This window comes from Rhizobium sp. 11_C7_N12_5 (assembly GCF_051811145.1).
Lineage (GTDB): Bacteria > Pseudomonadota > Alphaproteobacteria > Rhizobiales > Rhizobiaceae > Rhizobium > Rhizobium lusitanum.
The window spans coordinates 2,064,871-2,090,995 of record NZ_JBPWPY010000002.1; the positions used below are offsets into that span (position 1 = coordinate 2,064,871).

The window sequence follows — 26,125 nt, forward strand, 5'->3', positions numbered from 1 at the left end:
CAAATACGAGAGAGCAGACAATCATGTCCCGCGTTCTTGGCGACGCCCCGATCGACAGACTGGCATCCTTTATTTCGGCACTCCGGTTTGAGGCCCTTCCCGCCGATGTCGTCGAAAAGACCAAAATCCATATTGCCGATACATTTGCCGCCGCTCTCGCCGGCGGCCGCTCGAACGAATTCCGGATCGCGAGGCGTCTTGGCCGAACGCAGGGAAATGCGAGGCTCTGGGGCACCACTGACCGGGTATCCGCCCGCGACGCCGCTCTGATCAACGGTGTTGCGGCGCATGCCTTTGAGCTTGACGATGCCGGGGGATGCGATCACTCGGGCGCCGTCGTCATGCCCGCCGTCATGGCCGCCATTGCTGAAGAATCGCGCGTCGTAACGGGCAAGGAACTGATCGCGGCTGTGGTCGCCGGCTACGATGTCGGTCGGCGGATTCTGGAAGCAGCCGGCGGATATGACAGCCACAACAGCCTCGGCTGGCACTCGACCGGCACCTGCGGCACGCTTGCGGCGGCGGCAGCCGTCGCCAATATCTGCGGCCTCGATGCCTCTACCACGCGCGATGCGATCACCCTTGCGACCAGCTTTTCGTCCGGTCTGTGGGCTTTCATCCACGACGGTTCGCAGGCCAAGAAAATTCATGCCGGCCGTGCGGCCGAAGGCGGCCTGCTTGCCGCGCAGCTGGCCGCGGAGGGCTTTGCCGGACCATCCAAGGTCTTCGATGACGTCTGGGGCGGCTTTTTCCGCTCCTTCAACAAATCGGCCTGCGAGGCGGAGAAGCTCAGCGACGCGCTCGGTGAAAGCTGGAAAGTAAAACGCGCTGTTTTAAAACCCTACGCCTCCTGCCGCGGTGCCCACTCAGCCGTGGATGCGCTGGACGACCTCTTGCAGGAAACGGGCCGCCAGGCCAGCGAGATAACGACGATCGAGCTGCGATTAAGTCCCATGTTGATGGGCATGTGCGGTGCCAAGGAGACCAGCGCGATGGCGCCGACCCAGATGAGCCTGCCCTATGCCCTTGCCGCGCGCTGCGTTTTCGACACGGCAGGGCTCCAGGCCTATTCGGCTGAGCGGCGCTCCGACGCCCGTCTCCGCAGCATCATGGATCGCGTGCGCCTCACTGTGGATGATGGCATGCAGCCGCTCGACGAACCGGTGGTGACGCTGATCTTCATAGATGGTTCCAGCGCTTCGCGGATGGTGCCGCGGGCCACCGGCTCTGCCGAAAGACCGATGCAGCCTGCCGCGGTCGCCGCCAAGTTTCGCGAGCTCACGGCCATGGCCATGGAGCCGGAACAGGCCGATCGGCTTTGGGCCGCGATCGCCGACCTTGAAAACCTGAATGACTGCCGCAGGCTCGAAACCCTGCTGGCGGGCAACGCGGACAACCGCCCCGTCTTTTGCTGAGGATACAGCCGTGACCTATGACCTGACCCCGCGCCCGCTCAACCCTGCTGACAAGGCCCCGGCGATGACCTGGCCGAACGGTGCCCGAAGCGCCCTGTTCATCGGCTTTGACGTCGATGCGGAAACCGCATGGATCGGCAACAATCCGTCCAATATCGACCGCATGGTCACCACCTCCCACGGCGGCTATGATGCACGCGTCGGGATAGGCAAGATTCTTGAGCTGATGGAGGAACTGTCCCTGAAGGCGACCTTCTTCACGCCGGGATGGACGGCGCTCGCCCATGCCGAGGTCTGCGAGGGCATTCTGAAAGCCGGACACGAGATCGGACATCACGGCTATCTGCACAAGATGCCGGATCGCGAAAAACTGGACGAGACATTCGAGGAGATCGATCGCGGCTTCGAGGCGCTGGAAAAGATTTTCGGCATCCGCCCTGTCGGCTACCGTGCCCCTTCGGGCGAGAATTTCCCGGAACTGCTGGCCTACCTTGCCAAATCCGGCATCCGCTATTCGAGCTCGTTCCGCGACGATATCCTGCCCTACCGGCATCGGTCCGCAGGCGATCGGCCGGGCGTGGTCGAGATCCCCGTCAACTTCGCTTTCGACGATTGGAACTTCGGCATGTCGAGCCGCACCAGTCCGCGGCCACTTTTCGGGCGGGACACGGTGCTCCCGCTCTGGATCGAGGAATTCGAGGCAACCCATGCGTGGGGCGGGGTGACGACGCTTGTCCTGCATCCGCAGGTCTCCGGCCGGCCGATGCGCTGGCACATATTGCGCGACTTCCTGCGCCACGTGCAGTCGAAGGACGACGTCTGGATCGCGACCGGAGCGCAGATCACGGATCATTTTGAAACGCTGGAAAAAGAGCGCAAAGCTTCTTCAGTTTGAGACGAGGGGTGATACGACATGGCATTCGACCACGAAAAACTGCAGCAGCTGCGTGAAAAATTTGGCGAGGGACATGGTGGCAACATCCATGATCCGGAATTCCAAGCCGTGGCCAACAAGATCTTTTCGGCAAGCGGTACTCGCGCTGCGCCCTTTAGCGGCATTCCGACCCTCCTCGATGCCACCTACCGGCCTATTGACGCCGAAAATCCAGACTTCGGCGATCTCGACATTGCCTTGATCGGGGTTCCGATGGATCTCGGTGTCACCAATCGCCCCGGTTCTCGTTTCGGGCCGCGGGCGCTGCGCGCCATCGAGCGTGTCGGACCCTACAATCACGTGCTGAAATGCGCGCCCCTCTTCGAAACGAAGGTCGCCGATATCGGTGATGTCCCATTCCGCAGCCGCTATCGCCTCGAGCTCAGCCATGAGGATATCGAACGTCGCTTCGGGCAGATCGTTGCTGCCGGCGTCATCCCGCTGGCGGTCGGCGGCGATCATTCGATCACGCACCCGATCCTCAAGGCCGTCGGCAAGGAGCGCCCTGTCGGCCTGATCCATATCGACGCGCATTGCGATACGGGCGGTGCCTATGACCTCACCAAGTTCCATCACGGCGGACCGTTCAGGAATGCGGTGCTGGATGGAGTTCTCGATCCCACGCGCACCATTCAGATCGGTATCCGTGGCGCGGCGGAGTATCTCTGGGAGTTCTCCTACGAATCCGGAATGACCGTCATCCATGCTGAAGACATTAGCCGGATGGGCATCGATGCCATCATCGAAAAAGCGCGCGCGGTCGTGGGAGATGGCCCAACCTATCTTTCCTTCGATGTCGACAGTCTCGATCCCGCTTTCGCACCCGGCACAGGGACGCCGGAAATCGGCGGCCTGACCAGCCGCGAGGTGCTTGCAATCCTCCATGGACTGAAGGGCATCGATTTCGTCGGCGGCGATGTGGTGGAGGTCGCGCCGCAATATGACGCGACAACGAATACCGCTCATGTTGCGGCACAGATGCTCTTCGAAATCCTCAGCCTGATCCGCTTCAGCCCGTCCCTGAAGCCCTAGCGCATCCCGTCGGCCGCGCGCCCAGCGCGGCCGATCACCACAGGATGAGGGCCTGAACCTCACCCGCCGGAAATGAAAGGATTTTCTCCAATGACGCTGGACATGAAGGCGGGCGTATCCGGAGAGCAGATACGGCCTGACAGGCTTGCGGAAGCGCTTGAACGTCTGAAGGAGACGGTCGGGCCTTCCGGCTGGAGCACCCATCCCGGCCTTCTCGAACCGCATGTCGTCGATTGGACGGGCGTGATGCGCGGCAGTTCGCCCCTGCTGCTGAAGCCGGCACGGACGGAGGAAGTCGCCACCATCGTCTCGATTTGCCGGGAATATGGGCTGAAGATCGTGCCGCAAGGCGGAAATACATCCCTGGTTGGCGGCGCGGTGCCGAGCGGAAAGGGTGTCGAGATCCTGGTCAATCTCGCCCGCATGAACAAGGTGCGGGCTGTCGACACCATCAACGATACAATGACTGTCGATGCGGGATGCCTTCTCGCGTCGATCCAGGCGGAGGCAGAGAAAAACGAACGTCTCTTCCCGCTACGTCTTGCCTCCGAGGGCAATTGCCAGATCGGCGGCAACCTCGCCTCCAATGCGGGCGGTAGCAATGTCCTGCGCTACGGAAACACAAGGGATCTCGTTCTCGGGCTCGAAGTGGTTCTCGCGGATGGCCGCATCTGGAACGGCATGCGCGGCCTTCGCAAGGACAATATGGGCTATGATCTCAAGCAACTGTTCATCGGCAGCGAAGGCACCCTTGGGATCATTACGGGCGCCGTGCTGAAACTCTTTGCAAGGCCCGCCTCCGTGGCGACGGCGGTGTGCGCCGTGCCATCCGTCAAGGCAGCGCTGGATTTGCTTGCGCTTTGCAAGCAGCGAACCGGCGGGCAGGTCACCGCTTTCGAGCTTATGCCGGGAACCGGCCTCGAACTTGTCCTCAAGCATTTCCCAGCCTGCCGGCTCCCCTTGGAAAGGCTTTGCGAATGGCAGGTGCTGATCGAATTTTCCTCGAGCGACGAAACCGCCTCGCAGCAGGAAAGGATGACGGCCGTGCTTGCCGAGGCTTATGAGGCCGGCTTGGTCAGCGACGCCGTTGTTTCCGCTTCTCTCAGCCAAAGCAGAAGTTTCTGGGCGCTGCGCGAAGGATTGGCCGAAGCCGACATGATGGAGGGACCGACGATCCAGGGCGATATCGCTGTTCCGATCTCGTCGATACCGGATTTCCTCGAGATCTGCTCTGCGGCGATTTCCCAGGCCGTCAAGGGAGCCCGCATCATTGCTTTCGGCCACCTCGGCGATGGAAACATCCACTTCGGCATCATCCAGCCTGCTGACGTTTTGCCCAAGGATTTCCTGGCCAGATCGGATGAGATCCACGGCATCATCAACCACAACACCCTGCGCTTCGGCGGAACCGTTTCAGCCGAACACGGGCTCGGTACGCTCAAGGCAGGTGCGGTGCTCAAATATCGCGGCGAGGTCGAGCAGGACCTCATGCTTGCGATCAAGCACAGTCTCGATCCCTCAGGCATGATGAACCCTGGCAAGGTGCTGGAAGCGGGCCGTCGTCAGCTGCAGGAATAACGTCCACTCTGGTTGCTCGGCGCCACCAGAGTCTCGCCATGTATTCGAAGAATACCGCCATCCATTGCCGCAGCGCCTCCTTCGGTGGAAGACTTTCAGCCAACTCAGTTGCGGCTTTGGCGAGCTGTTCGGTCTCGTTGCGGTAGATATCACCGATCGAGGCATCGCGGGTGTGGAAGTGGCGATAGAGCGTGCCGATGCCGACGCCCGCGAGGCTGATCAACCCGGTGCGCGAAGGCGTGCGATCTCCTACGCGCTCGATTGCGAGCATGCGAAAGCGCTCCGGGCAAAAAGCGAGGAAATGGTCCACGAAGGTTTTGCGGTTCAATACGCTTAACAGGAGTGAGCGCGTCACAGCTATAATCCGCGACTGACAAAATGCTCGCTGGCATAGGCCGTCCGAGGCAGGCCTGTGCTCGTCGCCTCGCCGCGGACTTCGCCTTCCATCTCGAAGGCGAAGTCCGCGAGCATCAGGTTCGAGATGTCGATCAAGGCCTGCATCTCTGTCACCTCGCAACGGCGCCTTCGCACCGGTCGCGCGACCTACCCCTCGAAGCGACTCGCGGCGTCACGATCGCGGTCGTATCGTCTCGTGAGCGGAAACGGCGGCAACCAGGATTCGCGACGGACGGTCCAGAGTTCGTAGGTTGGTTTCAGCTGGTCAGGGGCATCCAGCGATCCCAGGTTCACTTCGATTTCGTCCGCAGTGCGGGCGAAAACGGGCGAGCCGCAGCGCGGACAGAAAAAACGCCCGGCGTAGTCGCGTGTTTCGCCTGCGATCGTCACCGAATCCTGAGGAAATATCGCGGAAGCGTGAAAAAGGGCGCCGTGATGCTTGCGGCAGTCGAGACAGTGGCAGACGCCGACCCGGTATGGGCGTCCCGACGCCACAATTCGAACGTCGCCACACAGGCAACCGCCGGTGAATCGGTCCATGCTGTGCCTCCTCTAAAAACAAGCAGGCAGAATGTTTACGACGAACAGCACGGTCATCGCAATTACTGCAGCGCCCATCGCCGCCATTCCCGCTATCGATCCGGACAAGTCTTTGCTCGGCGAACCCGATGCGGCACCGGCCCAATCTGCCAAACGCAGGCAATAACAACGAAGGGAACGAATTGATGATCAATAGGTAGAAAAGTCGGGCTTGCCGCAATCCTTTGCCGGAACCCGCTCGGTCGCTTCTTCCCGGAAGACACGGTCAAAAGCCGAGGTTTCACTGTCCCAATCTCTGCTCCGCCGTCCGGCGGAGCATTGTTCTTTCGAAACAGCAACGCCAAGATCGTTTGCCAGCGCCTCATCTCAACGATTCGATTCAAGGGACTTCACAAAGAGCTTCCCGAACACTAGAACGACATTGGTCCAAAGTTGACCAGCTGACCGATGAAAGAATTCGCCGGCATTGTTTCCTAAACCTGTCGGCCAGGAAATATCCAACTCGCCGTACCAAGAGGTCGGTCGATGGCGACAGGCACGAATGACCGCCGCCAGAGAGCAAGGTAGAATCCATGCGTACACCAAGACGGCCAGGCAGTCCGCTCGAAGCGGCTGAGGCGCTCTTCAAGCCAGTCAAAAAAGCGCCTGCTCCCGCGGTCGAACGGGGGCCGCTGCCGAATATCAAAGAGCTCGTCTCCCTGAAGCTCGACAGCGAAGTCCTGGCTTATTTCCAGGCGGACGGCGCTGGCTGGCAGGACCGGATCAACGATACCCTGCGCGCCGCCATGAAGATGAAAGACTAGGCCGCTCGGCGCTCACCAGGCTAGTGCGGCGCAAGACACTGTGGTCATCCGCTGCGACAGATCGCCGACATCAGCATCGCCAGCTGCGGCGGGTCGGCGGGCGGTCTATCGGTTAACTTGGCGAGGGCGTCTAGCGCATCGGGTCGCTCTCTCCTCCACTCCCCCAGGGAAGGCCTTTCTGGGAAAGGCGGCATACATGGCTATCAGCCTTCGAACGCATGTCGAGTGGGGCAGGCAAGTGGACGAATTCGCGGGCGCCTCAATCTGGGTGCTTCCGAATCCAAGCGGACTCAACAGGGCCTTCGACCTGGCGAGATTGACGGAACACTATCGCGAGATGAAATCGGCAGTGGCCGGCACAGCGCCCCCATCGGTGATGGCTGACCCAAACAAGCAACCGATCGTTGCCCGACATTTCCCGCAGACGACACCTACAGCGCTGGACGCCGGGCACCCGCCTCAGTTCGGTTTACCCGACGAAGTTGCCCGGTCATGATGATCCTGCGCTTGCCCATCCGAGGCCACGACCCTCGTCCGGTTCAAAGCTCTCGCCTTGAGGAAACTTGAACCATCGGCCCATACAGTCGAATATCGTTTTGGACCGCATGCGACCTGCGAAACACCGATCGGTAATGACGCATGTTCACGACGAGTATGGTCAATTGCGCACCGACAGCTGACATTTCTTGAGTTGGTCGCTCCGCAGAGATACTATGCACCAACCAGATATACGAACACCGGTCGCGCATTTTTGGGAAACACTCGACTTTTTTGTGGTAAGTGCGCCCGAGAGTAATAGCGATGGAGACATTTCGCACCCATGATTGAACTAACACCGTCCCAGATCGCAGGGTTGAAACTTGCCCAGCAAGGAGACCTTTATCCCCAGTCTGCGAAGAAGTGGACGCACCAGAACGCGACCGTGACATATGCAAAGACCGATCGTTGGAAAGAACGACCGCAGAAAATCAAATTCATAAGCGCCAAAACATTGGAAGAGTTGAGGGAGCCCGGCTTTCTCGAGCGTCTCCACTTTAACGACGATGCCGAAAAGGACGTGTACGCCATAACCATGGCCGGCAAGATATGGCTTCTGAAGAACAAGTAGAGCCAGGGGGCCATAGGCCGAGCATGATTGTCGCCGTGCCCGTCGACTGCACCCATATCCTGTCGAGATAGACCCGGCACCACCGAACGAGCGAAGCTGATGATATCGTGTCGATAACAGCTCGTTCAGGTGGTTTGGAGGCAATGTGAAATCGAAATCGTGAACGAGTGTTCGCAAGAGCAGACGTTCACCGTGGACTCCATCGATAGTCTTCAACCCTATTTTACACTTTTGAAGATGACGATGTCACCGGAAGAAATGTGACGTTTGTTAAGGCGACTCCGCCCATTGTGCTCGCGCTCCCTCGCATGCGCTGTCCATGAGCAATATTTCGTCACAGGATTCAATATTGAAAAGCCGCAGTTCAAACGTAGAGGCTTCACACCGGCATCGACTTTGATGCCGGTGCATATTTTAACCCTGCTGGAAAGATCATAATGATGGCTGACTCGAGATTCTTTGAAAAACGCGGGCCTTTCGATCTGGCGACGGTAGCATCGTGCGCGCGCGGCTCGGCGATTTCAAAAGATCTCGTGCTAACCGGTGTGGCCACTCTTCAGACAGCTGGTCCCTCCGACATCAGCTTCCTGGACAACCGCCGTTATCTGGCTTTCCTTGGCAAATCTCTGGCAGGCGCGATTATCGTGCATCCGGATTTGCAATCCGATCTGCCGCCTTCTGCCGCGGCTATTGTGACTATTGAGCCTTACGCTGCGTGGGCGCGTGTTTGCGCACTCTTTCATCCTGAATCGCTTGTATCCCCAGGGGTTCATCCATCCGCCATCATCGAGGAAGGCGCTTCAATAGATCCCTCCTGTGAGGTGGGACCGAATGTCGTCATCAGCAGCGGCGTCGTCATCGGTGCCGGCTGCGTGATCGGCGCCGGATCTGTGATTGGTCGAGCCGTCGTCATCGGACGAGATTGCAAGATTGGGGCTCAAACTACCGTGAGCCATGCAATCATAGGCTCTCGTGTCGAGCTTTTTCCCGGCGTCAGAATAGGCCAGGAAGGCTTCGGCTTTGCTGCGACAGCAGAGGGTTTTCTGGGCGTGGCCCAGCTCGGGCTCGTGGTCATCGAAGATGATGTCAAGATCGGTGCAAACACCACCATCGATCGCGGATCAGCGCGAGACACGGTCATAGGGGCGGGTACTCGCATAGATAATCTCGTTCAAATTGGTCATAACGTTGTTCTCGGCCGCCAATGCGTCGTCGTTGCGCAGGTGGGTATCGCTGGCTCCACCACCGTGGGCGATTTCGCGAAAATCGGCGGACAAGCGGCAATTGCCGGTCACCTGAACATCGGCCGCGCCGTGCAGATCGGCGCACAGGCGGGCGTAATTTCCGACGTCGAGGAGGGAGCGGTCCTGCTTGGAAGCCCCGCTCAGCCAAAACGGGATTTCTTGCGCCAAGTTATCACGTTAAGAAATATCGAGCGCCAGGCCGGGCTTGGCGTTCAGCCTGATGGTCGGACCGGCCAGGGAAACCGCGCGGTATAACCAGCGAAGGTCTTTCAGAGGAAAGTCTAGCCGCCGTCGATATTTAGCACCTGGCCGGTAATGTGGGGCCTCGGCCCCGAGCAAAACGCGATAACGTCCTTTTGGCCATACACAATCTACCTCATTCCCTTACCAGATGTTGTCCTCATCATCCTGGGCCTCGGGAGGCTGAGGCATGATGAAACAACCAAGAATGATGGTCGCCATGAAGGCAAGAAACAGAAGCACGCGGTCCCCTCCGATCTCATCGGAATGCAGCAGGCCTTGAAAGGTCAAGCACGCTTTATCGTCGCTTGGCTCATTGCTTTTAGGTGCTGGAGACCTCGATACAGCAGTTCGATTATCGAGCTTCCTGGAGGCAGGAACCCGGCCGGAACGTTACCGTGTGTTACGGATTATAGATTCTTGCAAACGAAGGATTGTGTTGGTCGCGGACTGCAAAGCGGAGTTCTCCGGCACAGTGTAAACGGCCAGCTCACTTCATCTCGCAATAGCAAGAGGCGTCGCCGATAGGATGCGCTGCGGTCGAACTGTTCAACACAGGTTGAGCAATTCTCCTCTCTGATGTATCCAAAAGGGGGTTTTGAGGGGAGAAAAGTATGAAAAAATCTATCTCGATACTGGCATGCGTCATATTAGCATCGTGTCATTCACTTAGACCTACCCCCGAAGCGCCTCCCTCCATCGTACGTCCATTGACGCCGGAGGAAACCAGCGCCGTTCAAAACGGATTTCAAAAATCGCTCTCGTTGAAGCAGGTGGCAGTTAACAGCGGGAGAGCCCGCTCATCGTCCGGCGGAGCGACATATGCCTGCGGCACAGCGAACCTCGGCAAAGACAGCCCGAATGCCCCATACATCGGCACGCTCGTGCAAAGTCAGTTTGGTGGCCAGAACGTCACCATCTTCAACCTGATGGCCTATGGGCAGACGGATGAGTTGGCGGCGCAAGTGCGTGATCGCTGCAAAGCCAACGGCATTGATACTTAAGAACGCCAGCCAGCAATGATGGCCTTGTCTTGAGCGGCTGTCCCAATTTCCACGTTGAGTTTCGGCCCTCACACAATCGGCCTGCCCATTGTAAGCCATGGGCGACCTCTCGCGCTCGACTCTCGCTGTGGATTCGAAGACGATCATCGGGAACTTGGGGGAGGATGGCACCTTGAAGCTTGTGACGCTGACGGCGGTTCTACTGACCTTGATGGCAGGTTCATCACTTGCATCCGGCACCGTTTACTATGGCTCCCGTGCCGGGATGGAAGTCACCATCGTCAGCATGTCGGGTCTGGACACTTCTCATGCCGAAATCCGGACGAAGCATACGCGCGCAAATGCAATCGCCTTCTGTCGTCAGTACGTTCAGAAAGTTACTCCGGACTGCATCAGGCAAGAGCTGTCGATGCCGTTGAGCGATGTAATCGAGGCCGATTGTAAGACCGGGATTTTCACAGATTTCGCTGGCGACCGATATCAATTCCGCGGTCGCAACCCTGCCCCCGACAGCATGGCGAAGTATCGGCTGGTGAACCTGCAGACCAATGACGATGCGGACGGCTCATCTGCCTCTGGCTACCCGACAAATATGGGGATCTTCCGCGCTCTGTGCCCAAGGACCGCCCCGGCCGACTATTGAAGCGCAGGCGTGACGATCCTGCGGGTGACGTTGCTTCCGGCGTCACGAGCCCTCTTGCCAAGTTAACAGCCCACGGCAAGCCGGGCACAATCACCTGCGAGATTGCCGGCAATTCCAGCAATGCAAAGCAATCATCGACTGCCCGATGCCCATCGTGAAAATACCTAGACTGACTGACCGGAGAGCCGAGTTTGGTGCTTCGTACCTCGTGGCGCTCCGATCGATCTCGGACACCGAGCGCGCCCGGTCTTTGCCGGCAAAGACATGCCATAGGGCTCACATTCCATCACCCGAATCGGCGCAATTTCCGCTCCAAACGGCTGCATCGAGAGTTAAAATCAGTATAAATAGTAACGTAGACTTATCATTTGGCTACTAACATTCCAGTGTATATATACATTACGTACGTTTATTTAGTATTTCCGGTGCATATAGTTAGATAGACTCAACCATTACAGAGTATAAGTGATGTATTTTTGCATCTATGACAATTTTATGTCTGAAAATACACGGCGCGGCGAAACTATTGTGTTCCGATGCCATATCCATCTCGCTACCGTGTGCGTGGGGGGCCGTTGGCTTCCACTTAGAGGGAACAGCCTGATCAATGAACGTAGCGGGTGGTCGCCGGCGTCGTTCCGATCAGGCATATCGATTGGAGACAAAATGAATATCAAGAGCCTTCTTCTCGGCTCCGCTGCTGCACTGGCAGTAGTTTCCGGTGCTCATGCGGCCGACGCTGTCGTCGCTGCTGAACCGGAGCCGCTTGAGTACGTCCGTATCTGCGACGCTTACGGCGCCGGCTACTTCTTCATCCCGGGCACCGAAACCTGCCTCAAGATCGGCGGCAAGGTTCGTACCGAAGGTCAGTGGTACGATGCCTACAACCCGAACAGCCGTTTCGGCACGCTCTGGCACACCCGCGCTGAACTGCAGCTGCAGACGGCAACGGACACCGAGTATGGTCCGCTGAAGACCAACACCGAACTGCGTTGGGACTGGGCCAACGGCGGCTCGACGTCCACCAACCTGCTGCATGCCAGCATCAGCCTCGGTGGCTTCACCATTGGTAAGGAAGACTCGCAGTTCAACGTCTTCACCGGTTATGCCGGCGACGTCATCAACGACGACGTGGTTTATGACGGTCCGTACGAGCTGAACCAGATCACCTACAACTACGATGCAGGCAACGGCTTCACGGCTGTGATCTCCGTCGAAGATACCAATTCCGGTACGGGCGCTACTGGCGCTAACGGCGAAGACAGCTCCGACCATTACGCTCCCGACGTTGTTGCCGGTGCCGGCTTCAAGTCTGGCGCATGGGGCTTCAAGGTCGTTGGCGGCTATGACTCGATCGTCGAAGAAGGCGCCATCAAGGCTCGTGTCGATGCTGACTTCGGTGTCTTCTCGGCCTTCTTGATGGGCGGCTGGAACACCGACGGCGACAAGCTGAACAAGTACGCTGGTGCGAACGGTGCTGGCGATGCTTCCGGTATCGGCTGGGGTGACTGGGCTCTTTGGGGCGGCGCAAGCGTTCCGATCAACGAAAAGCTGAAGTGGAACTTCCAGGTCGCCTACACCGACTCGAAGATCTTCTCTGCAACCACGAACCTCAAGTTCAAGCCGGTCAAGAACCTGCTCATCGAGCCGGAAGTTACCTACACCAACTGGGATTCGATCAACGAAGACCAGTGGGCTGGTATCCTCCGCTTCGAGCGCAGCTTCTGATCTGACTTCGACCTCCGATCAGAAAAGGGAGAAGGTTCGGTTTCCCTCCGAGCCTTCTTTCTATTTATGAGGGTCATCAACAGCACTTGCTCAAAGAGAAGCCATCCATCTCCATGCAAGCAGCATGGGTGCACGGATCGGTGCGCGTCGGCAATTCGGTCCATGATGAGTATCGTCAGGCTGCGTCCGCTCTGCAGCGAACGGCTTTGTGAACCGAATACTCTTCAAGGTGATATGCGAATCTTTGAATGTGCTGCGCCGTAGACGCCAGCAACAAATACCGTGTTAGATCCCCGGCATGCTGAAGCGAGCCAATCGCTGTTCGAGCATTTCAAACAGATCGTCGCAGCGTGCATTTGTGATAATCTTGCAGTTGGCCCGACGCTTCTCGTCTGTATCCGTCATCTCAGTCCAGCCACACGGGCAACCATCGAGAATGCGGTGTTTTGCGTCAATGTCCTGCGCGCGGACAAGTCACATATCCCCGACAGCTTTGCCGGCAACCTATAGCTCGTGCTGAAATCTCCGCCACATGGAGCGCTGTGGCCGCAGCGCCGCCTTCTGGCGCAAAATAGGTTGGCTTTGTCGTTTCGCACCTGTAAAACACAGCGCGTATCATCGTTGCCCGATCGATGGCGCCAGGCGGTGGCGAACAGAACACGTTGGAAATATCCGCATCGAAGGTCTTCTCCATTCTGTGATCGCTCCGAAACGCAAATCCACCGCTCGGAAATAGCCCGAAAAACTAGAATGACTTTCGCGAATTGCAGGGAAATCCGGCTCTAGCGCGCAGAGCCTCTAACAGCGCACAATCCCCCTCGCTACGAAGCGTTTACAAGCGCTTGTCGCGCCGGCATCCGGAGGAGATGCAGGCCAGCTTCATGACATGCACTGGCGTTGGGAACGCTTAGGGAGGAACTATGTTTGAACGACTTTTCAAATTGAGTGAGCACGGCACGTCCGTCCGCACCGAACTCATCGCAGGCGTGACGACGTTCTTGACGATGTCCTACATCATCTTCGTCAACCCGGATATCCTGTCGACCACGGGCATGGACCGCAATGCCATTTTTGTCGCCACCTGTCTTGCCGCGGCATTGGGTTCCATCGTCATGGGACTTGTCGCCAATTGGCCGATAGGGTTGGCGCCGGGCATGGGGCTCAATGCCTTCTTTGCCTTCACCGTCGTCGCAGCGCTCGGCTTTACCTGGCAACAGGCGCTCGGCGCGGTCTTCATCTCAGGCGGGATCTTCGTCCTTCTGACAGTCACCGGCGTACGCAGCTGGCTGATAGCGGGCATCCCGCGCTCGCTCAGAAGCGCTATCGCCGCCGGTATCGGCCTTTTTCTGGCTATCATTGCCCTCAAGGGTGCCGGCATCGTCGTCGCCAACAAGGCGACGCTCATCGGTCTCGGAGACCTGAAGCAGACCGGGCCCCTTCTCGCAATCTTCGGCTTCTTCGTCATCGCCGTTCTCGATGCGATGAAAGTAAGGGGTTCGATCCTGATCGGCATTCTTGCTGTCACCGTCCTCTCCTGGATCTTCGGCGTCAGCCAGTTCCACGGCATCGTTTCGATGCCTCCCTCGATCATGCCGACCTTTATGCAGCTCGACATCGTAGGAGCTCTCCATGGAGGCCTGATCCACATCATCCTCGTCTTCGTGCTCGTTGAGGTCTTCGACGCGACCGGGACGCTGATCGGCGTCGCCAAGCGGGCGAAACTGATCGAGGAAGGCAAGCCGAACCGCTTGAGCCGGGCTCTGCTCGCCGACAGCGCGGCTATTGTCGCCGGCTCATTGATGGGCACCAGCAGCACGACCGCTTATGTCGAAAGTGCTTCGGGCGTTCAGGCGGGAGGTCGCACAGGCCTGACGGCGGTGACAATTGCCGTGCTCTTTGTCGCGGCCCTGTTCTTTTCCCCGCTCGCCGCCTCTGTTCCCGCCTATGCGACGGCGCCGGCCCTGCTCTACGTCGCCGGCCTGATGATGCGTGAGCTGACGGAAATCGAATGGGATGATCTGACTGAAGCTGCACCCGCGGCACTCACGGCGCTGGCGATGCCGTTTACCTACTCGATCGCCAATGGCCTTGCTTTCGGGTTCATCAGCTACGTCGTCCTGAAGGTTTGCACCGGCCGATGGAACACGCTTCATCTGGCGACACAGATCGTTGCGGCCTTGTTCATCGTGCGCTTCGCCTTCTTCGCAGACTAACAGTTGCACTCTTCAAGGAGCGGGGTCATCCGATCGGACGCCCCGGCTCCTGAGCCTGTTTGCAGGCCGTTTCTATTTGAATCCGGAATTATCGACTGGCCGGCAAGCCGTGGATTTTATTGGCGGCAAGTTCCCGAAGGACGGGGAGCGGAGCAAAGCACGCGCGATCATCCCGTGGCACATTGGATGCGAAATTAAAGATGCTTGTGAATCAAAGAAGGGGGGCCACGGCCGTGGCGGCCCTTCTTCTTGTCCCAACTCACCCTTGTCTGATCAGCGGATCAGGAACGGTTCCTTGAAGAAATGCTCTTCCAGGTTTACGCCCTCGCCGGCGCGGTCGACGACGGCGAAGTCGGAGACACCGTCGAGAGGGGTGAGGATACCGTGCCAGACATTGCGCCCGATATTGACGCCCTGCCCGGGCTTCGTCCGGAAAGCGAGCGGCTCACCCGGCCCATTGGCTGTTTCCTGCGCGACGACAACCAGGAACGGGTTATCCGTCAACGGGATGAAGGCCTGACTACCGAAGGGGTGCCGCTCAACCATCCGCAGTTCCAGCGGCAGCATGTAAGGCTCGCCCCGGAGCAGACTGATCATCGCAGGTGCCTTCTCGCCTGTTGTCTCGATCTTCGCGAGGTCATGGTATCGGACGCATTTCCCGGCATTGATGGGATAGTTATATGCCCCTTCCATTTCGATCACCTCGCCGAAGGGGAAGAAGGCGACGCTCGTCAACGGCTGTATCTCGATCACTTTCATTCACGCTCTCCTCACTTCTGTTCTTTCTGGGCAGCGCCAGCGTTTCACGCAGCAGTCCGCTGGCCGAGCGGGTGCGATGCCTGTGCGTCTCGGAACATGGCGTCGAGCCGCAGAAGCGCGATCCGCTCCACTTGGCGGCAGGCGGCGGCGAATTCGGCGTCACGGTCGTTCTCGATCCGGGTCTCGAACGCGGCGAGGATCCCGGATTTCGTATGGTCGCGCACGGCGATGATGAATGGGAAACCGAATTTTGTGACGTAGCGATTGTTGAGGTCGGTCAAACGTGCGTGTTCTTCTGTCGTCAGCGCATCGAGGCCGGCGGAGGCCTGTTCTTCCGTCGAGCTCGCCGTCAGGCGCTTGGCCTGCGCCAGCTTGCCGGCAAGATCCGGGTGGGCGGTGAGCACGCCAAACCGCTCCTCGTCGCTCGCTGCGCGGAACTGGAAGGCGAGAGCAGCGTGGAGGCCGATTGCGGTATCGTTGGCTGGCGAGAGTTCGCCGGCGAAGGCGCGCTGCGCAATCCAGGGCGAATGTTCGAAGATGCCGCCGAAGCGCTCGACAAACTCGGCCTCTGGCATCTGCGAGGGCCGCTCCGTGGCCGGCTTCGGTGGATGGGTCTTTGCCCAATGTTCGGCGATGTCGATGCGCCGCGCGATCCAGACCTTCTCGTGGCTCTGAACATAGTCGATGAAGCGGGCGAGCGCCATGACGCGGCCGGGCCGGCCGATCAGTCGGCAATGCAGGCCGATGCTCATCATCTTCGGGCTGCCGGCGGCGCCTTCCGCATAGAGCGCATCGAAGGAATCCTTCAGGTAGCTGAAGAACTGGTCACCGCTGTTGAAGCCCTGCGGCGTCGCAAAACGCATGTCGTTGGCGTCGAGCGTGTAGGGGATGATGAGCTGCTGGTGACCGCCATGCTCATACCAATAGGGCAAGTCGTCGGCATAGGTGTCGGAGATGTAGTCGAAACCGCCGAATTCCGTCACCAGATCGACGGTGTTTGCCGAACAACGGCCGGTGTACCAGCCACGCGGCCGCTCGCCGGTGACCAATGTGTGCAGGCGCATCGCCTCGGCGATTGCCGCGTGCTCCACGCCCGGAGCCATGTCCTTGTGCTCCACCCATTTCAGACCGTGCGAGGCGATTTCCCAGCCGGCCTCCAGCATGGCGGCGACTTGCGCCGGCGAGCGCTGCAGTGCGGTTGCGACGCCGTAAACGGTGACGGGCAGCTGCTTCTCGGTAAAAAGCCGGTGGAGGCGCCAGAAGCCGGCACGGGCGCCATATTCATAGACCGATTCCATATTCCAGTGGCGCTGGCTCGGCCATTGGGAGGCGCCGACGATTTCCGAAAGAAAGGCTTCTGATGCGGCATCGCCATGCAGCACGCAGTTCTCGCCGCCCTCTTCGTAATTCAGGACGAATTGTACGGCGATGCGCGCATCATTAGGCCACTCAGCCGCCGGCGGCGTCTGGCCATATCCGTGCATGTCACGGCAATATCGCATGGAACACTCCTCCAAATGTCTTCGATGGCAAATTTCTAACCACAAATCGCGCGCGCTATTCCCCCTGGAAATTTTGAAAGTCTCGAACGATCCCGCCGCTTTTCAGGGGAATAAGCCTGAGGGATAGTGGCGACAGAAGCGCTACGTTCGGGAGAAAACATGCAATCTCATTCGCGAGGAGCCGGCCGGCTCACGACCCACGTGCTGGATACGGCGCTCGGCAAGCCGGCTCAGGGCCTGCGCGTCGATCTCTACCGGATCGAAGGCGATACGCATCACCACGTCAAATCAACCAGGACCAACGGCGACGGCCGCTGTGATGCACCGCTGCTATCGGCCGAAACCATGAAGGCCGGCGCCTACGAACTGCGTTTCCATGCCGGTGACTATTTCGGCCGCACATCCGAGGGCCCGATGTTTCTCGATATCATCCCGATCCGGTTCGGCCTTGCGGATGAAAGCGCGCACTACCACGTGCCGCTGCTCCTCTCGCCCTACAGCTATTCCACCTACCGTGGGAGTTAAATGATGGCGCCCGTCACGATCCGCTCCGAACTGCGTTTCATCCTCAACGGCCAGGATATTACGCTCCGCGACGTCACGCCGAACCAGACGCTGCTCGACTGGCTGCGGCTTTCCCGGTCGCTCAAGGGCACCAAGGAGGGCTGTGCCGAGGGCGACTGTGGCGCCTGCACGGTGCTTGTGGGGCGGCTCACGCCGGCGGGTGACCTCGTCTATGAGGGCGTCAATGCCTGCATACGCTTCCTTGGTTCGCTGGATGGTTGCCATGTGGTGACCGTCGAGCATCTCACAGGCCGCGACGGAAAGCTGCATCCGGTTCAGGAGGCCATGGTCGACTGTCATGGCTCGCAATGCGGCTTCTGCACACCAGGTTTTGTCATGTCGCTCTACGGCCTCTGGATGCAGACGCCGAACCCGACGGACCAGCAGATCGAAATCGCGCTTCAGGGCAATCTTTGTCGCTGCACCGGTTATGAGCCGATCCTGCGCGCAGCGCGCGCAATTTTCAGCTATGGCGGGACGACGAAGGATCCTCTGCTCGTCGAACGGGAAGCGATGACCGCCCGCCTGCGGGCTTTGCACGATGGCGCGCGGGTCGAGATCGGCGACGACCGCAGCCAGCTGGTCGTGCCGGCGAACCTTGACGATTTCGCAGCTGTTCTCGAGGTGTCGCCGACCGCCACCGTGATCGCGGGCTCCACCGATGTCGGCCTCTGGGTCACCAAGCATATGCGCGACATCTCGCCGGCGGTCTTCATTGCCGGGCTCGACGAGTTGAAGTCCATCGCCGTGAACGATGGCATCGTCTCCATCGGTGCCGGCGTTACCTACTCGGAAGCGATCGCAACCCTTTCGCGGCACATCCCGGCACTCGGCTCACTGATCACTCGTATCGGCGGCCAGCAGGTGCGCAACATGGGAACGATCGGCGGCAACATCGCCAATGGCTCGCCGATCGGTGATACGCCGCCACCCCTGATCGCGCTCGGGGCTTCGCTCACCTTGCGCAAGGGTGCTGTCAGGCGCATCGTCGCGCTCGAAGACTTCTTCATCACCTATGGCAAGCAGGATCGGCAGCCGGGCGAATTCGTGGAAGCCGTGCGTGTGCCTATTCCTGCTGCATCGGAAAAATTTGCCATCTACAAGGTGACCAAGCGCCGGGACGAGGACATCACCGCAACGCTCGGCGCCTTCCGCCTGACACTTGCCGACGACGACACAGTCACGGAGATCCGCATCGCCTATGGCGGCATGGCCGGAACACCGAGACGGGCCTTTGCCGTCGAAAAGGCGCTGCTTGGCCAGCCCTGGAACGAATCCACGGTGGAACGAGCGATGGAAAGATACGCCGAGGACTACACGCCGCTCAGCGACATGCGGGCCACCGCGGAATACCGCGCGCTCGCGGCAAGGAACCTTCTTCTCCGGTTCTACCTGGAGACGACGACAGGCGCGACACCGGTTCAGGTGTCCAGATACGAGGCTGCATAGGCCATGAACAAGCACACGTCCGGCCTCAAGGCAGAAACCATTATCGGCGGCGTCCATACCAGCCCTCGCCACGACTCCGCCCACAAGCACGTCGCCGGCACGGCCGTCTATATCGACGATATCCCGGAGCCAACAGGCACGTTGCATGCCGGCCTCGGCCTGTCGACCGTAGCGCACGGTATTCTGAAATCGGTCGATCTGTCTGCCGTGCGCGCCGCCCCTGGCGTCGTCACTGTCCTGACCCACGAGGATGTTCCCGGCGTCAATGATATCTCGCCTTCCAACATGCATGACGACCCGGTGCTTGCTGCCGGCAAGGTCGAATTCCATGGCCAGCCGATCTTCTGCGTCATTGCCGAGACACGGGAGCAGGCCCGCCGCGCGGCGCGGTTGGCGAAGATCGAATATGACGAATTGCCAGCCGATATCGACATATGGGATCTCGACGTTTCCACCCACCGGCAGGTCGTCACGCCGCTGACGCTGAAGAGGGGCGATGCAGCAGCCGAGCTTGAGCGCGCGCCACGCCGCGTCAAAGGCCGCATGCGGCTCGGCGGTCAGGATCATTTCTATCTCGAAGGGCAGGTCTCGCTCGCAGTGCCCGGTGAGGACGATGAGGTCATCGTCTATTGCTCGACCCAGGGGCCGAGCGAGACGCAGCACATGGTCGCCCATGCGCTCGGTGTGCCGAGCAATGCCGTGACGATCGAGATACGCCGCATGGGTGGCGGCTTCGGCGGCAAGGAAACGCAGGCGAACCAGTGCGCGGCAATCGCTGCCATCGCCGCCAAGAAGCTGAACCGCGCCGTCAAAGTCCGGCTCGACCGCGATGAGGACATGACCGCCACCGGCAAGCGGCATGACTTTGCCATCGACTACGATGTCGGCTTCGACGACGACGGCCGCATCCTTGCCATCGACTATACATTCGCGCTTCGGGCCGGCTTTTCCGCCGACCTCTCCGGCCCCGTCGGCGACCGCGCGCTGTTCCATTGCGACAACGCCTATTTCCTCCCGCATGTTCATGCGAAATCGGCCCCGCTCTATACCAACACCGTCTCCAACACGGCCTTTCGCGGTTTCGGCGGCCCGCAGGGCATGGTGGGCGCCGAGCGCGTCATCGACGAGGTAGCCTTCGCCGTCGGCAAGGATCCGCTCGATATCCGCAAGCTGAATTTTTACGACGCCATGGGCGTCGAGGGCGAGCGCAACCTCACGCCCTATCACCAGAAGGTGGAGGACTGCATCATCCAGCGCATCGTCGCGGAGCTGGAGGAGAGTGCCGATTATGCCGGCCGCCGCAAGGCCATCGCAAAATTCAATGCGAAGAGCCGCATCGTCAAGCGCGGCCTTGCGCTGACGCCGGTGAAATTCGGCATCTCCTTCACCAAGACCGAGTCGAACCAGGCCGGCGCTCTGGTTCATGTCTATAGCGACGGTTCCGTGCACATGAACCATGGCGGCACCGAGATGGGGCAAGGCCTGCATCTGAAGGTGGCGCAGGTGGTGGCCGAGGAATTCCAGATTGATCTCGACCGGGTGAAGATCACCGCCACGACGACCGCCAAGGTGCCCAATACCTCGCCGACGGCCGCCTCTTCCGGCGCGGACCTCAATGGCATGGCGGCGCAGAACGCCGCGCGCCAGATCAAGGACCGGTTGATCGCCTTCGCGGCTGAAAGCCATCAGGTGGCCCGCGATCAGGTGATCTTCCTGCCCAATCGGGTGCGCATCGGTGATATCGAGATAGCCTTCGACGATCTCGTCAAGAAGGCCTATATGGCACGCGTCCAGCTTTCGGCGGCGGGCTTCTACAAAACGCCGAAAATCCATTGGGACCGCTCCAAGGGCCGCGGCCACGCCTTCTATTACTACGCCTATGGCGCCGCATGCTCGGAGGTATCCATCGATACGCTGACCGGGGAGTACGTGGTCGAGCGGACGGATATTCTGCACGATACAGGCCGTTCGTTGAACAAGGCCATCGATATCGGACAAATCGAGGGCGGCTTCATCCAGGGCATGGGTTGGCTGACGACGGAGGAATTGTTCTGGGACAATAAGGGGCGGCTGCGCACCCACGCACCCTCCACCTATAAAATCCCGCTTGCATCCGACCGACCGAAGATTTTCAATGTAGCGCTGACCGACTGGTCCGAAGCCTATGAACCGACGATCCATCGTTCCAAGGCGGTCGGCGAGCCGCCTTTGCCGCTCGGCCTTGCAGTTTTGCATGCCTTGTCGGATGCTGTAGCCAGCGTCGCCGACCACAAGATCTGTCCGCGCCTCGATGCGCCGGCAACACCGGAGCGGGTGCTGATGGCGATCGAACGTCTCAGGTCGGCAAAGAAGGAGTGAGGTCATGCCCGCCGCGTGCGAAGACATCCGGGATTTCCTGCGCCGCGAACCGGCGTCGATCCTGGTCGAGGTGACCGGTGTCGCAGGCTCCGCGCCGCGCGATACCGACGCCTGGATGCTGGTGTCGGAACAGGCGATTTTTGCAACGATCGGCGGCGGGCAGCTCGAATATATGGCGATCGACCAGGCGCGTAGGGCATTGCGCTCCGGCATTGCGGCGGAGCCGATGAACGTGCCGCTCGGCCCGGAGATCGGCCAGTGCTGCGGCGGTCGGGTAGGACTTGCGTTCACCGCGCTCAATGCGGAACTTGCAGACCATCTCATTGCCCGCAGCGAGGGGGAAATGGCGGCGCGGCCGCATGTCTATGTTTTCGGAGCCGGCCATGTCGGCGACGCGCTCGTCATGGCGCTTTCGCTGGCACCGCTGCGTGTCGTGCTGGTGGATACGCGAGAGGACGAACTCACCGCCTGCATCGTGCCCCATATCGAGACCTGCCTGACGGCCATGCCCGAGGCTGTGGTGCGTGATGCGCCGGCCGGCAGCAGCTTCGTGATCCTCACCCACGACCATGCGCTTGATTTCCTCATTGCGGCCGAAGCGCTCAAGCATCGGGATGCTGCCTATGTCGGTATGATCGGTTCCAAGACGAAGCGAGCCACGTTCCGCAACTGGCTGTCGCGAGAAACCGGCCTCCCGGATCACTTCGATCGACTTGTCTGCCCGATCGGTGGCACGGCGCTGAAGGACAAACGTCCTGCCGTCATCGCCACGCTCGCCGCTGCGGAAATCATGACGGCGGCGCTCAGCTGGAAAGCAAGCCAGATCAAGCCCGTCTCGGTGGTCAGCCGCTAGAGGCGGCGGCCGCAGGCTCGTCCTGGAGCAGCTTGCCGATCAGCCGCTGACAGCGCTCCGCCATGAAGTCGATCATCAGCCGAACCTTCGGATCCTGGAAACGCTTGTGCGGATAGATCGCGGCGAGCTGCACGGGGGCCGGCGGACTGTCCTTCAAGATCTCCACCAGCCGGCCTTCCCTAAGATGGGCCTTCACCTCGAACAGCGGCTTGTTGATGATGCCGCGACCTTCCAAAGCCCATTGGGTGAGCACGTCGCCGTCGTCGCTGTCATACGGGCCGGCGACCTCGAATTTGCGCGGGCCATCCGCCGTTACCAGCGTCCAGAAATACTCCTTGGATCCCGGATAGCGCAGCAGAAGACAGTCATGCTTATCGGCAATCAGCGCATCCGCGTTCGCCGGTACCCCGCGCCCTGCCAGATAGTCTGGTGAGGCGCAGAGCACGCGCTCGCAATTAAGTATGCCGCGCATTCGCAGGTTCGAGTCCTCCAGCACACCGAGCTTGAAAGCCACGTCGACGCCCTCGGCGAGGATATCGACATTGTGGTCGGACAAGCGGACGCGCACTTCGATATCCGGATATTTGTCGTGGAACTCCGGAATGCCGGAGGCGATCAGCCGGCGGCCGATGCCGAGCGGCGCGGTAATCCGGAGCGAACCCTTCGGATTGCGCGAGAGGTCGGCGATCGCCCCTTCGGCCTCGTTCACCGCCTCAATGATCTTCACAGCGCCGTCGTAGAAGACGCGGCCGTGTTCGGTCGGCGAGAGTTTCCTGGTCGTGCGGTTGAAGAGCCGTACGCCGAGATGGCGCTCGAGTTCCTTGATGCGATTGCTCGCCACCGCAGGGGTGACGCGTTGATCGCGCCCCGCCGCCGAAAGGGTTCCGAGTTCGACCACACGAACGAAGACACGCACATTATCGAGATAGGACATGGTTCCTTTTACCACATTGGCGTGCGGATCAAAGCAGGGGTCATCTTATAGATTTTTTTGAAAGTGTTGCGGATTCACCGGGATTTCCTAGAAAATCATGCGATGGCAAACAGTCCCGTGAAGATCGGGAGGACTTTCCCTTGTATGAATACGCTATCGCCTGGGACTGGATAACATTTGCCGTCCGCTGGTTGCACGTGATCACGGCTATCGCCTGGATCGGCTCGTCATTTTATTTCGTGGCGCTGGACCTGGGCTTGAAGAAACATGCCGCATTGCCTCAAGGGGCGTATGGCGAGGAGTGGCAGGTTCATGGCGGGGGCTTCTACCATATCCAGAAGTACCTGGTGGCGCCGGCCAACATGCCGGACCATCTTGTCTGGTTCAAATGGGAGAGCTACGTCACCTGGCTCTCCGGCTTCGGCATGCTCTGTCTCGTCTACTACGCCGGTGCCGACCTCTACATGATCGATCCGGCCGTGCTCGATGTGTCAAAGCCCGTGGCGATCGCCATTTCGCTGGGTACGATCGCGGGCGGCTGGATCATGTACGATCTGATCTGCAAGTCGCCCTTCGGCAATGACAATACCCGGCTGATGGTGGCGCTGTATTTCATCCTGGTCGCGGTCGCCTGGGGTTATACGCATCTGTTCACGGGCCGGGCCGCCTTCCTGCATCTCGGCGCCTTCACGGCGACGATCATGTCGGCCAACGTGTTCTTCATCATCATCCCGAACCAGAAGATCGTCGTCGCCGACCTCCTTGCCGGCCGCACGCCCGATGCGAAATACGGCAGGATCGCCAAGCAGCGCTCGACACACAACAACTACCTGACACTGCCGGTGCTGTTCCTGATGCTGTCGAACCACTATCCGCTGGCTTTCGGCACCCAGTTCAACTGGATCATCGCCTCGCTGGTCTTCCTGATGGGCGTCACGATCCGCCATTATTTCAATACCCGCCATGCCAATGCAGGCAACCCGACCTGGACCTGGCTCGTCACCGTCGTTCTTTTCATCATCATCATGTGGCTTTCGACGGTGCCGAAGCTGCTGACCGGTGAAGCAGCGGACGCCAAGATCTCGGCTATCCAGCAGCCTTTCATCACGATGCAGGCCTTCCCGAAGGTACGCGATACGGTGATGGGACGCTGCTCGATGTGCCATGCCAAGGAACCCAGCTGGGAAGGTATCATCGCCCCTCCCAGGGGCGTGGTGTTCGAGACGGATCGCGATATCGCCGCCCATGCCCGCGAGATCTATCTGCAGGCCGGCCGCAGCCACGCCATGCCACCGGCCAACGCCTCGCATATAACCGACGAGGAGCGCCGCCTGCTCGTCTCCTGGTATGAAAGCGCCATTAGTGGAGAGAAAGCCCAATGAACGAATTGCTGATCCGCGGCCGTGTGCTGACCTTCGTCGCCGAGCCGCAAGGCATCGATGACACCGCCTCCTATCGCTATCTCGAAGATGGCGCGGTTTTCGTGCGTAACGGCAAGATCGTCGAGACCGGGAGCTATGGCGATATCCGCAAGCTGGCGGGTGCCAATGTTGAGGTTGTCGATCATCGGCCGAACCTCATCCTCCCCGGCTTTATCGATACGCACCTGCATTTCCCGCAGACGCAGGCGATCGCTTCCTACGGCGCGCAGCTGCTCGAATGGCTGAACACCTATATTTTCGTCGAGGAACAGAAGTTCGCACGCGCCGCCCATGCGGCTGAAGTGGCCGATCGCTTCATGGACGAGCTGTTGTCGAACGGCACGACGACCGCGGTTGCCTATTGCTCGGTGCATCCTGAAAGCGTCGACGCTTATTTCGTCGCGGCCGAGGCGCGCGGCATGCGCATGATCGGCGGCAAGGTCATGATGGATCGCAATGCTCCGGAAGCGTTGCGCGACACGCCACAGCAAGGATATGACGAAACCAACCGACTCATTGAGAAATGGCATGGCCGCGGTCGCGCGCATTATGCGATCAGCCCGCGCTTTGCCATCACCTCCACGCCCGAGCAGATGGAAATGAGTCAGGCTCTCGTCGCCGAACACCCGACCTGTTACGTCCAGACGCACCTCTCCGAAAATCGCGACGAGGTTGCCTTTGCCACATCCCTCTATCCCGAGGCGAAGGACTACACGGATATCTACGCCCGCTACGACCTGCTCAATGAGCGTATGCTGCTCGGTCATTCCATTCATCTGAGCGATCGCGAGGTTTCCGTATTTGCCGAAACTGGCGCTGTCGGCGTCTTCTGCCCGACGTCAAACCTTTTCCTGGGTTCGGGACTGTTCGACGCCGCCAGGTTCGACAAGTTTGGTGCGCGCTGGTCGGTTGCCACCGATGTCGGCGGCGGCACCAGCTTCTCCATGCTGGAAACGATGGATGAGGCCTACAAGGTACTGCACCTGCAGGGCCAACGGCTGACGCCGTTCAACTCCTTCTATCGCATGACGCGCGGCAATGCCCTGGCGCTCGGATTGGAGCATCAGATCGGTTCGCTCCAGGCAGGCGCGGATGCCGACATCGTCGTGCTCGATTCCGGCGCCAAATCGGCGATGGAGTTCCGCATGCGCACAGCGACGTCGCTCGCCGAAGAGCTCTTTATTCTTCAGACCATGGGCGACGACCGTTGCATCGCCGAAGTCTATGTTGCCGGCAAGGCGATGAAGACGAAGGATAGAAAGCGTCAAGCAACAGCACCTCAGTCACTGCAAATTGCCTGATCAACCGACGGCGCGCGCATCGTCCGCGCCGCCATCTCCGGCGTAGGGGACGGCGGCGAAACCGGAAGGTCTAACGAGACTGACAAACTCATCGTCTTCAAAAGAC

Annotated in this window: 25 protein-coding genes and 1 pseudogene; 19 read left to right on the plus strand and 7 right to left on the minus strand. The window is 59.8% G+C overall.

Annotated elements, in window-relative coordinates:
- The first annotated feature begins 23 nt into the window (after window positions 1–23).
- The 4 genes from AB8B29_RS28690 to AB8B29_RS28705 all read left to right on the plus strand — a co-directional run bounded on the left by AB8B29_RS28690 (window position 24) and on the right by AB8B29_RS28705 (window position 4,959).
- Window positions 24–1,415, plus strand: coding sequence for an MmgE/PrpD family protein (locus AB8B29_RS28690; protein WP_037197006.1), 1,392 nt, complete (start codon window positions 24–26; stop codon window positions 1,413–1,415).
- Between the two features lie 10 nt (window positions 1,416–1,425).
- Complete coding sequence (locus AB8B29_RS28695; protein ID WP_037197007.1) at window positions 1,426–2,310, plus strand: polysaccharide deacetylase family protein; 885 nt, start codon at window positions 1,426–1,428, stop codon at window positions 2,308–2,310.
- An 18-nt stretch (window positions 2,311–2,328) separates the two neighbouring features.
- Complete coding sequence (gene speB / locus AB8B29_RS28700) at window positions 2,329–3,381, plus strand: agmatinase (protein WP_037197008.1); 1,053 nt, start codon at window positions 2,329–2,331, stop codon at window positions 3,379–3,381.
- Window positions 3,382–3,471: 90 nt separating this feature from the next.
- A complete protein-coding gene (locus AB8B29_RS28705; RefSeq protein WP_244655274.1) occupies window positions 3,472–4,959 on the plus strand; it encodes an FAD-binding oxidoreductase in 1,488 nt (495 codons plus the stop codon).
- Here the strand turns inward: AB8B29_RS28705 and AB8B29_RS28710 are convergent.
- Genes AB8B29_RS28710 through AB8B29_RS28720 form a run of 3 tightly spaced genes read right to left on the minus strand, consistent with a single transcriptional unit; the run spans window position 4,880 to window position 5,895 of the window.
- A complete protein-coding gene (locus tag AB8B29_RS28710) occupies window positions 4,880–5,314 on the minus strand; it encodes a TetR/AcrR family transcriptional regulator (RefSeq protein ID WP_141694167.1) in 435 nt (144 codons plus the stop codon). The two genes, AB8B29_RS28705 and AB8B29_RS28710, sit on opposite strands and share 80 nt — an antisense overlap.
- A 2-nt stretch (window positions 5,315–5,316) precedes the next feature.
- Window positions 5,317–5,460, minus strand: a complete 144-nt coding sequence (locus tag AB8B29_RS28715; RefSeq protein WP_156143639.1) for a hypothetical protein — start codon at window positions 5,458–5,460, stop codon at window positions 5,317–5,319.
- A 42-nt stretch (window positions 5,461–5,502) separates the two neighbouring features.
- The gene (locus tag AB8B29_RS28720; protein ID WP_037197010.1) at window positions 5,503–5,895 is read right to left on the minus strand and encodes a GFA family protein; all 393 of its coding nucleotides are present in this window, start codon (window positions 5,893–5,895) and stop codon (window positions 5,503–5,505) included.
- Between the two features lie 31 nt (window positions 5,896–5,926).
- Here AB8B29_RS28720 and AB8B29_RS28725 point away from each other — a divergent pair, with 31 nt between their 5' ends.
- The 5 genes and pseudogenes from AB8B29_RS28725 (at window position 5,927) to lpxD (ending at window position 9,305) form a co-directional block, all read left to right on the plus strand.
- Window positions 5,927–6,061, plus strand: a complete 135-nt coding sequence (locus tag AB8B29_RS28725) for a hypothetical protein (protein WP_280518149.1) — start codon at window positions 5,927–5,929, stop codon at window positions 6,059–6,061.
- Between the two features lie 406 nt (window positions 6,062–6,467).
- A complete protein-coding gene (locus AB8B29_RS28730; protein WP_037197011.1) occupies window positions 6,468–6,698 on the plus strand; it encodes a BrnA antitoxin family protein in 231 nt (76 codons plus the stop codon).
- 160 nt (window positions 6,699–6,858) lie between these two features.
- A pseudogene (locus AB8B29_RS28735) lies at window positions 6,859–7,041 on the plus strand (mismatch-specific DNA-glycosylase); the annotation flags it as partial.
- 477 nt (window positions 7,042–7,518) lie between these two features.
- Window positions 7,519–7,806, plus strand: coding sequence for a hypothetical protein (locus tag AB8B29_RS28740; RefSeq protein ID WP_037197012.1), 288 nt, complete (start codon window positions 7,519–7,521; stop codon window positions 7,804–7,806).
- Window positions 7,807–8,243: 437 nt separating this feature from the next.
- Window positions 8,244–9,305: a UDP-3-O-(3-hydroxymyristoyl)glucosamine N-acyltransferase gene (lpxD, locus tag AB8B29_RS28745; protein ID WP_051963493.1), complete on the plus strand. Its 1,062-nt coding sequence runs from the start codon at window positions 8,244–8,246 to the stop codon at window positions 9,303–9,305.
- Window positions 9,306–9,434: 129 nt separating this feature from the next.
- On the opposite strand, the gene AB8B29_RS28750 is transcribed toward lpxD, so the two are convergent.
- Entirely contained in the window at window positions 9,435–9,581 is a 147-nt protein-coding gene (locus AB8B29_RS28750; protein ID WP_156143640.1) for a hypothetical protein, read from the minus strand.
- 323 nt (window positions 9,582–9,904) lie between these two features.
- Here AB8B29_RS28750 and AB8B29_RS28755 point away from each other — a divergent pair, with 323 nt between their 5' ends.
- The 4 genes from AB8B29_RS28755 (at window position 9,905) to AB8B29_RS28770 (ending at window position 14,878) form a co-directional block, all read left to right on the plus strand.
- On the plus strand, window positions 9,905–10,294 hold the full coding sequence (locus AB8B29_RS28755; RefSeq protein WP_141694168.1) for a hypothetical protein: 390 nt from the start codon (window positions 9,905–9,907) through the stop codon (window positions 10,292–10,294).
- 181 nt (window positions 10,295–10,475) lie between these two features.
- Entirely contained in the window at window positions 10,476–10,937 is a 462-nt protein-coding gene (locus tag AB8B29_RS28760) for a hypothetical protein (protein WP_245297652.1), read from the plus strand.
- A 666-nt stretch (window positions 10,938–11,603) separates the two neighbouring features.
- Complete coding sequence (locus tag AB8B29_RS28765) at window positions 11,604–12,665, plus strand: porin (RefSeq protein ID WP_037197014.1); 1,062 nt, start codon at window positions 11,604–11,606, stop codon at window positions 12,663–12,665.
- Window positions 12,666–13,585: 920 nt separating this feature from the next.
- The gene (locus AB8B29_RS28770; protein ID WP_037197015.1) at window positions 13,586–14,878 is read left to right on the plus strand and encodes an NCS2 family permease; all 1,293 of its coding nucleotides are present in this window, start codon (window positions 13,586–13,588) and stop codon (window positions 14,876–14,878) included.
- Between the two features lie 273 nt (window positions 14,879–15,151).
- On the opposite strand, the gene AB8B29_RS28775 is transcribed toward AB8B29_RS28770, so the two are convergent.
- Window positions 15,152–15,637, minus strand: coding sequence for an ureidoglycolate lyase (locus tag AB8B29_RS28775; protein ID WP_092575566.1), 486 nt, complete (start codon window positions 15,635–15,637; stop codon window positions 15,152–15,154).
- Window positions 15,638–15,681: 44 nt separating this feature from the next.
- The gene (puuE, locus tag AB8B29_RS28780; RefSeq protein WP_092575562.1) at window positions 15,682–17,139 is read right to left on the minus strand and encodes an allantoinase PuuE; all 1,458 of its coding nucleotides are present in this window, start codon (window positions 17,137–17,139) and stop codon (window positions 15,682–15,684) included.
- A 159-nt stretch (window positions 17,140–17,298) separates the two neighbouring features.
- Here puuE and uraH point away from each other — a divergent pair, with 159 nt between their 5' ends.
- Genes uraH through xdhC form a run of 4 tightly spaced genes read left to right on the plus strand, consistent with a single transcriptional unit; the run spans window position 17,299 to window position 22,363 of the window.
- On the plus strand, window positions 17,299–17,664 hold the full coding sequence (gene uraH / locus AB8B29_RS28785; protein ID WP_092575559.1) for a hydroxyisourate hydrolase: 366 nt from the start codon (window positions 17,299–17,301) through the stop codon (window positions 17,662–17,664).
- 3 nt (window positions 17,665–17,667) lie between these two features.
- Window positions 17,668–19,152: a xanthine dehydrogenase small subunit gene (gene xdhA / locus AB8B29_RS28790; protein ID WP_092575586.1), complete on the plus strand. Its 1,485-nt coding sequence runs from the start codon at window positions 17,668–17,670 to the stop codon at window positions 19,150–19,152.
- 3 nt (window positions 19,153–19,155) lie between these two features.
- Window positions 19,156–21,510, plus strand: a complete 2,355-nt coding sequence (gene xdhB / locus AB8B29_RS28795) for a xanthine dehydrogenase molybdopterin binding subunit (protein ID WP_092575556.1) — start codon at window positions 19,156–19,158, stop codon at window positions 21,508–21,510.
- Between the two features lie 4 nt (window positions 21,511–21,514).
- Entirely contained in the window at window positions 21,515–22,363 is an 849-nt protein-coding gene (gene xdhC, locus AB8B29_RS28800; RefSeq protein ID WP_439006902.1) for a xanthine dehydrogenase accessory protein XdhC, read from the plus strand.
- Here the strand turns inward: xdhC and AB8B29_RS28805 are convergent.
- Window positions 22,353–23,297 carry a LysR family transcriptional regulator gene (locus tag AB8B29_RS28805; protein ID WP_037197021.1) on the minus strand — a complete coding sequence of 315 codons (945 nt, stop codon included), beginning with the start codon at window positions 23,295–23,297 and terminating at the stop codon, window positions 22,353–22,355. The two genes, xdhC and AB8B29_RS28805, sit on opposite strands and share 11 nt — an antisense overlap.
- A 140-nt stretch (window positions 23,298–23,437) precedes the next feature.
- Here AB8B29_RS28805 and AB8B29_RS28810 point away from each other — a divergent pair, with 140 nt between their 5' ends.
- On the plus strand, window positions 23,438–24,679 hold the full coding sequence (locus AB8B29_RS28810) for a urate hydroxylase PuuD (RefSeq protein ID WP_092575550.1): 1,242 nt from the start codon (window positions 23,438–23,440) through the stop codon (window positions 24,677–24,679).
- Window positions 24,676–26,019 (plus strand): guanine deaminase, encoded by a 1,344-nt coding sequence (gene guaD, locus AB8B29_RS28815; RefSeq protein WP_037197023.1) that lies wholly within the window; start codon window positions 24,676–24,678, stop codon window positions 26,017–26,019. Before AB8B29_RS28810 ends, guaD begins: the two co-directional genes overlap by 4 nt.
- The last annotated feature ends 106 nt before the right edge of the window (window positions 26,020–26,125 follow it).

Excerpts from the sequence above, each read along its gene's own strand:
- AB8B29_RS28690 (WP_037197006.1), top strand. The coding sequence starts at position 24 with ATGTCCCGCGTTCTTGGCGACGCCCCGATCGACAGACTGGCATCCTTT.
- speB (WP_037197008.1), top strand. The coding sequence starts at position 2,329 with ATGGCATTCGACCACGAAAAACTGCAGCAGCTGCGTGAAAAATTTGGC.
- AB8B29_RS28705 (WP_244655274.1), top strand. The coding sequence starts at position 3,472 with ATGACGCTGGACATGAAGGCGGGCGTATCCGGAGAGCAGATACGGCCT.
- AB8B29_RS28715 (WP_156143639.1), bottom strand. The coding sequence starts at position 5,460 with ATGCAGGCCTTGATCGACATCTCGAACCTGATGCTCGCGGACTTCGCC.
- AB8B29_RS28720 (WP_037197010.1), bottom strand. The coding sequence starts at position 5,895 with ATGGACCGATTCACCGGCGGTTGCCTGTGTGGCGACGTTCGAATTGTG.
- AB8B29_RS28725 (WP_280518149.1), top strand. The coding sequence starts at position 5,927 with ATGTTTACGACGAACAGCACGGTCATCGCAATTACTGCAGCGCCCATC.
- AB8B29_RS28730 (WP_037197011.1), top strand. The coding sequence starts at position 6,468 with ATGCGTACACCAAGACGGCCAGGCAGTCCGCTCGAAGCGGCTGAGGCG.
- AB8B29_RS28740 (WP_037197012.1), top strand. The coding sequence starts at position 7,519 with ATGATTGAACTAACACCGTCCCAGATCGCAGGGTTGAAACTTGCCCAG.
- lpxD (WP_051963493.1), top strand. The coding sequence starts at position 8,244 with ATGATGGCTGACTCGAGATTCTTTGAAAAACGCGGGCCTTTCGATCTG.
- AB8B29_RS28755 (WP_141694168.1), top strand. The coding sequence starts at position 9,905 with ATGAAAAAATCTATCTCGATACTGGCATGCGTCATATTAGCATCGTGT.
- AB8B29_RS28765 (WP_037197014.1), top strand. The coding sequence starts at position 11,604 with ATGAATATCAAGAGCCTTCTTCTCGGCTCCGCTGCTGCACTGGCAGTA.
- AB8B29_RS28770 (WP_037197015.1), top strand. The coding sequence starts at position 13,586 with ATGTTTGAACGACTTTTCAAATTGAGTGAGCACGGCACGTCCGTCCGC.
- AB8B29_RS28775 (WP_092575566.1), bottom strand. The coding sequence starts at position 15,637 with ATGAAAGTGATCGAGATACAGCCGTTGACGAGCGTCGCCTTCTTCCCC.
- puuE (WP_092575562.1), bottom strand. The coding sequence starts at position 17,139 with ATGCGATATTGCCGTGACATGCACGGATATGGCCAGACGCCGCCGGCG.
- uraH (WP_092575559.1), top strand. The coding sequence starts at position 17,299 with ATGCAATCTCATTCGCGAGGAGCCGGCCGGCTCACGACCCACGTGCTG.
- xdhA (WP_092575586.1), top strand. The coding sequence starts at position 17,668 with ATGGCGCCCGTCACGATCCGCTCCGAACTGCGTTTCATCCTCAACGGC.
- xdhB (WP_092575556.1), top strand. The coding sequence starts at position 19,156 with ATGAACAAGCACACGTCCGGCCTCAAGGCAGAAACCATTATCGGCGGC.
- xdhC (WP_439006902.1), top strand. The coding sequence starts at position 21,515 with ATGCCCGCCGCGTGCGAAGACATCCGGGATTTCCTGCGCCGCGAACCG.
- AB8B29_RS28805 (WP_037197021.1), bottom strand. The coding sequence starts at position 23,297 with ATGTCCTATCTCGATAATGTGCGTGTCTTCGTTCGTGTGGTCGAACTC.
- guaD (WP_037197023.1), top strand. The coding sequence starts at position 24,676 with ATGAACGAATTGCTGATCCGCGGCCGTGTGCTGACCTTCGTCGCCGAG.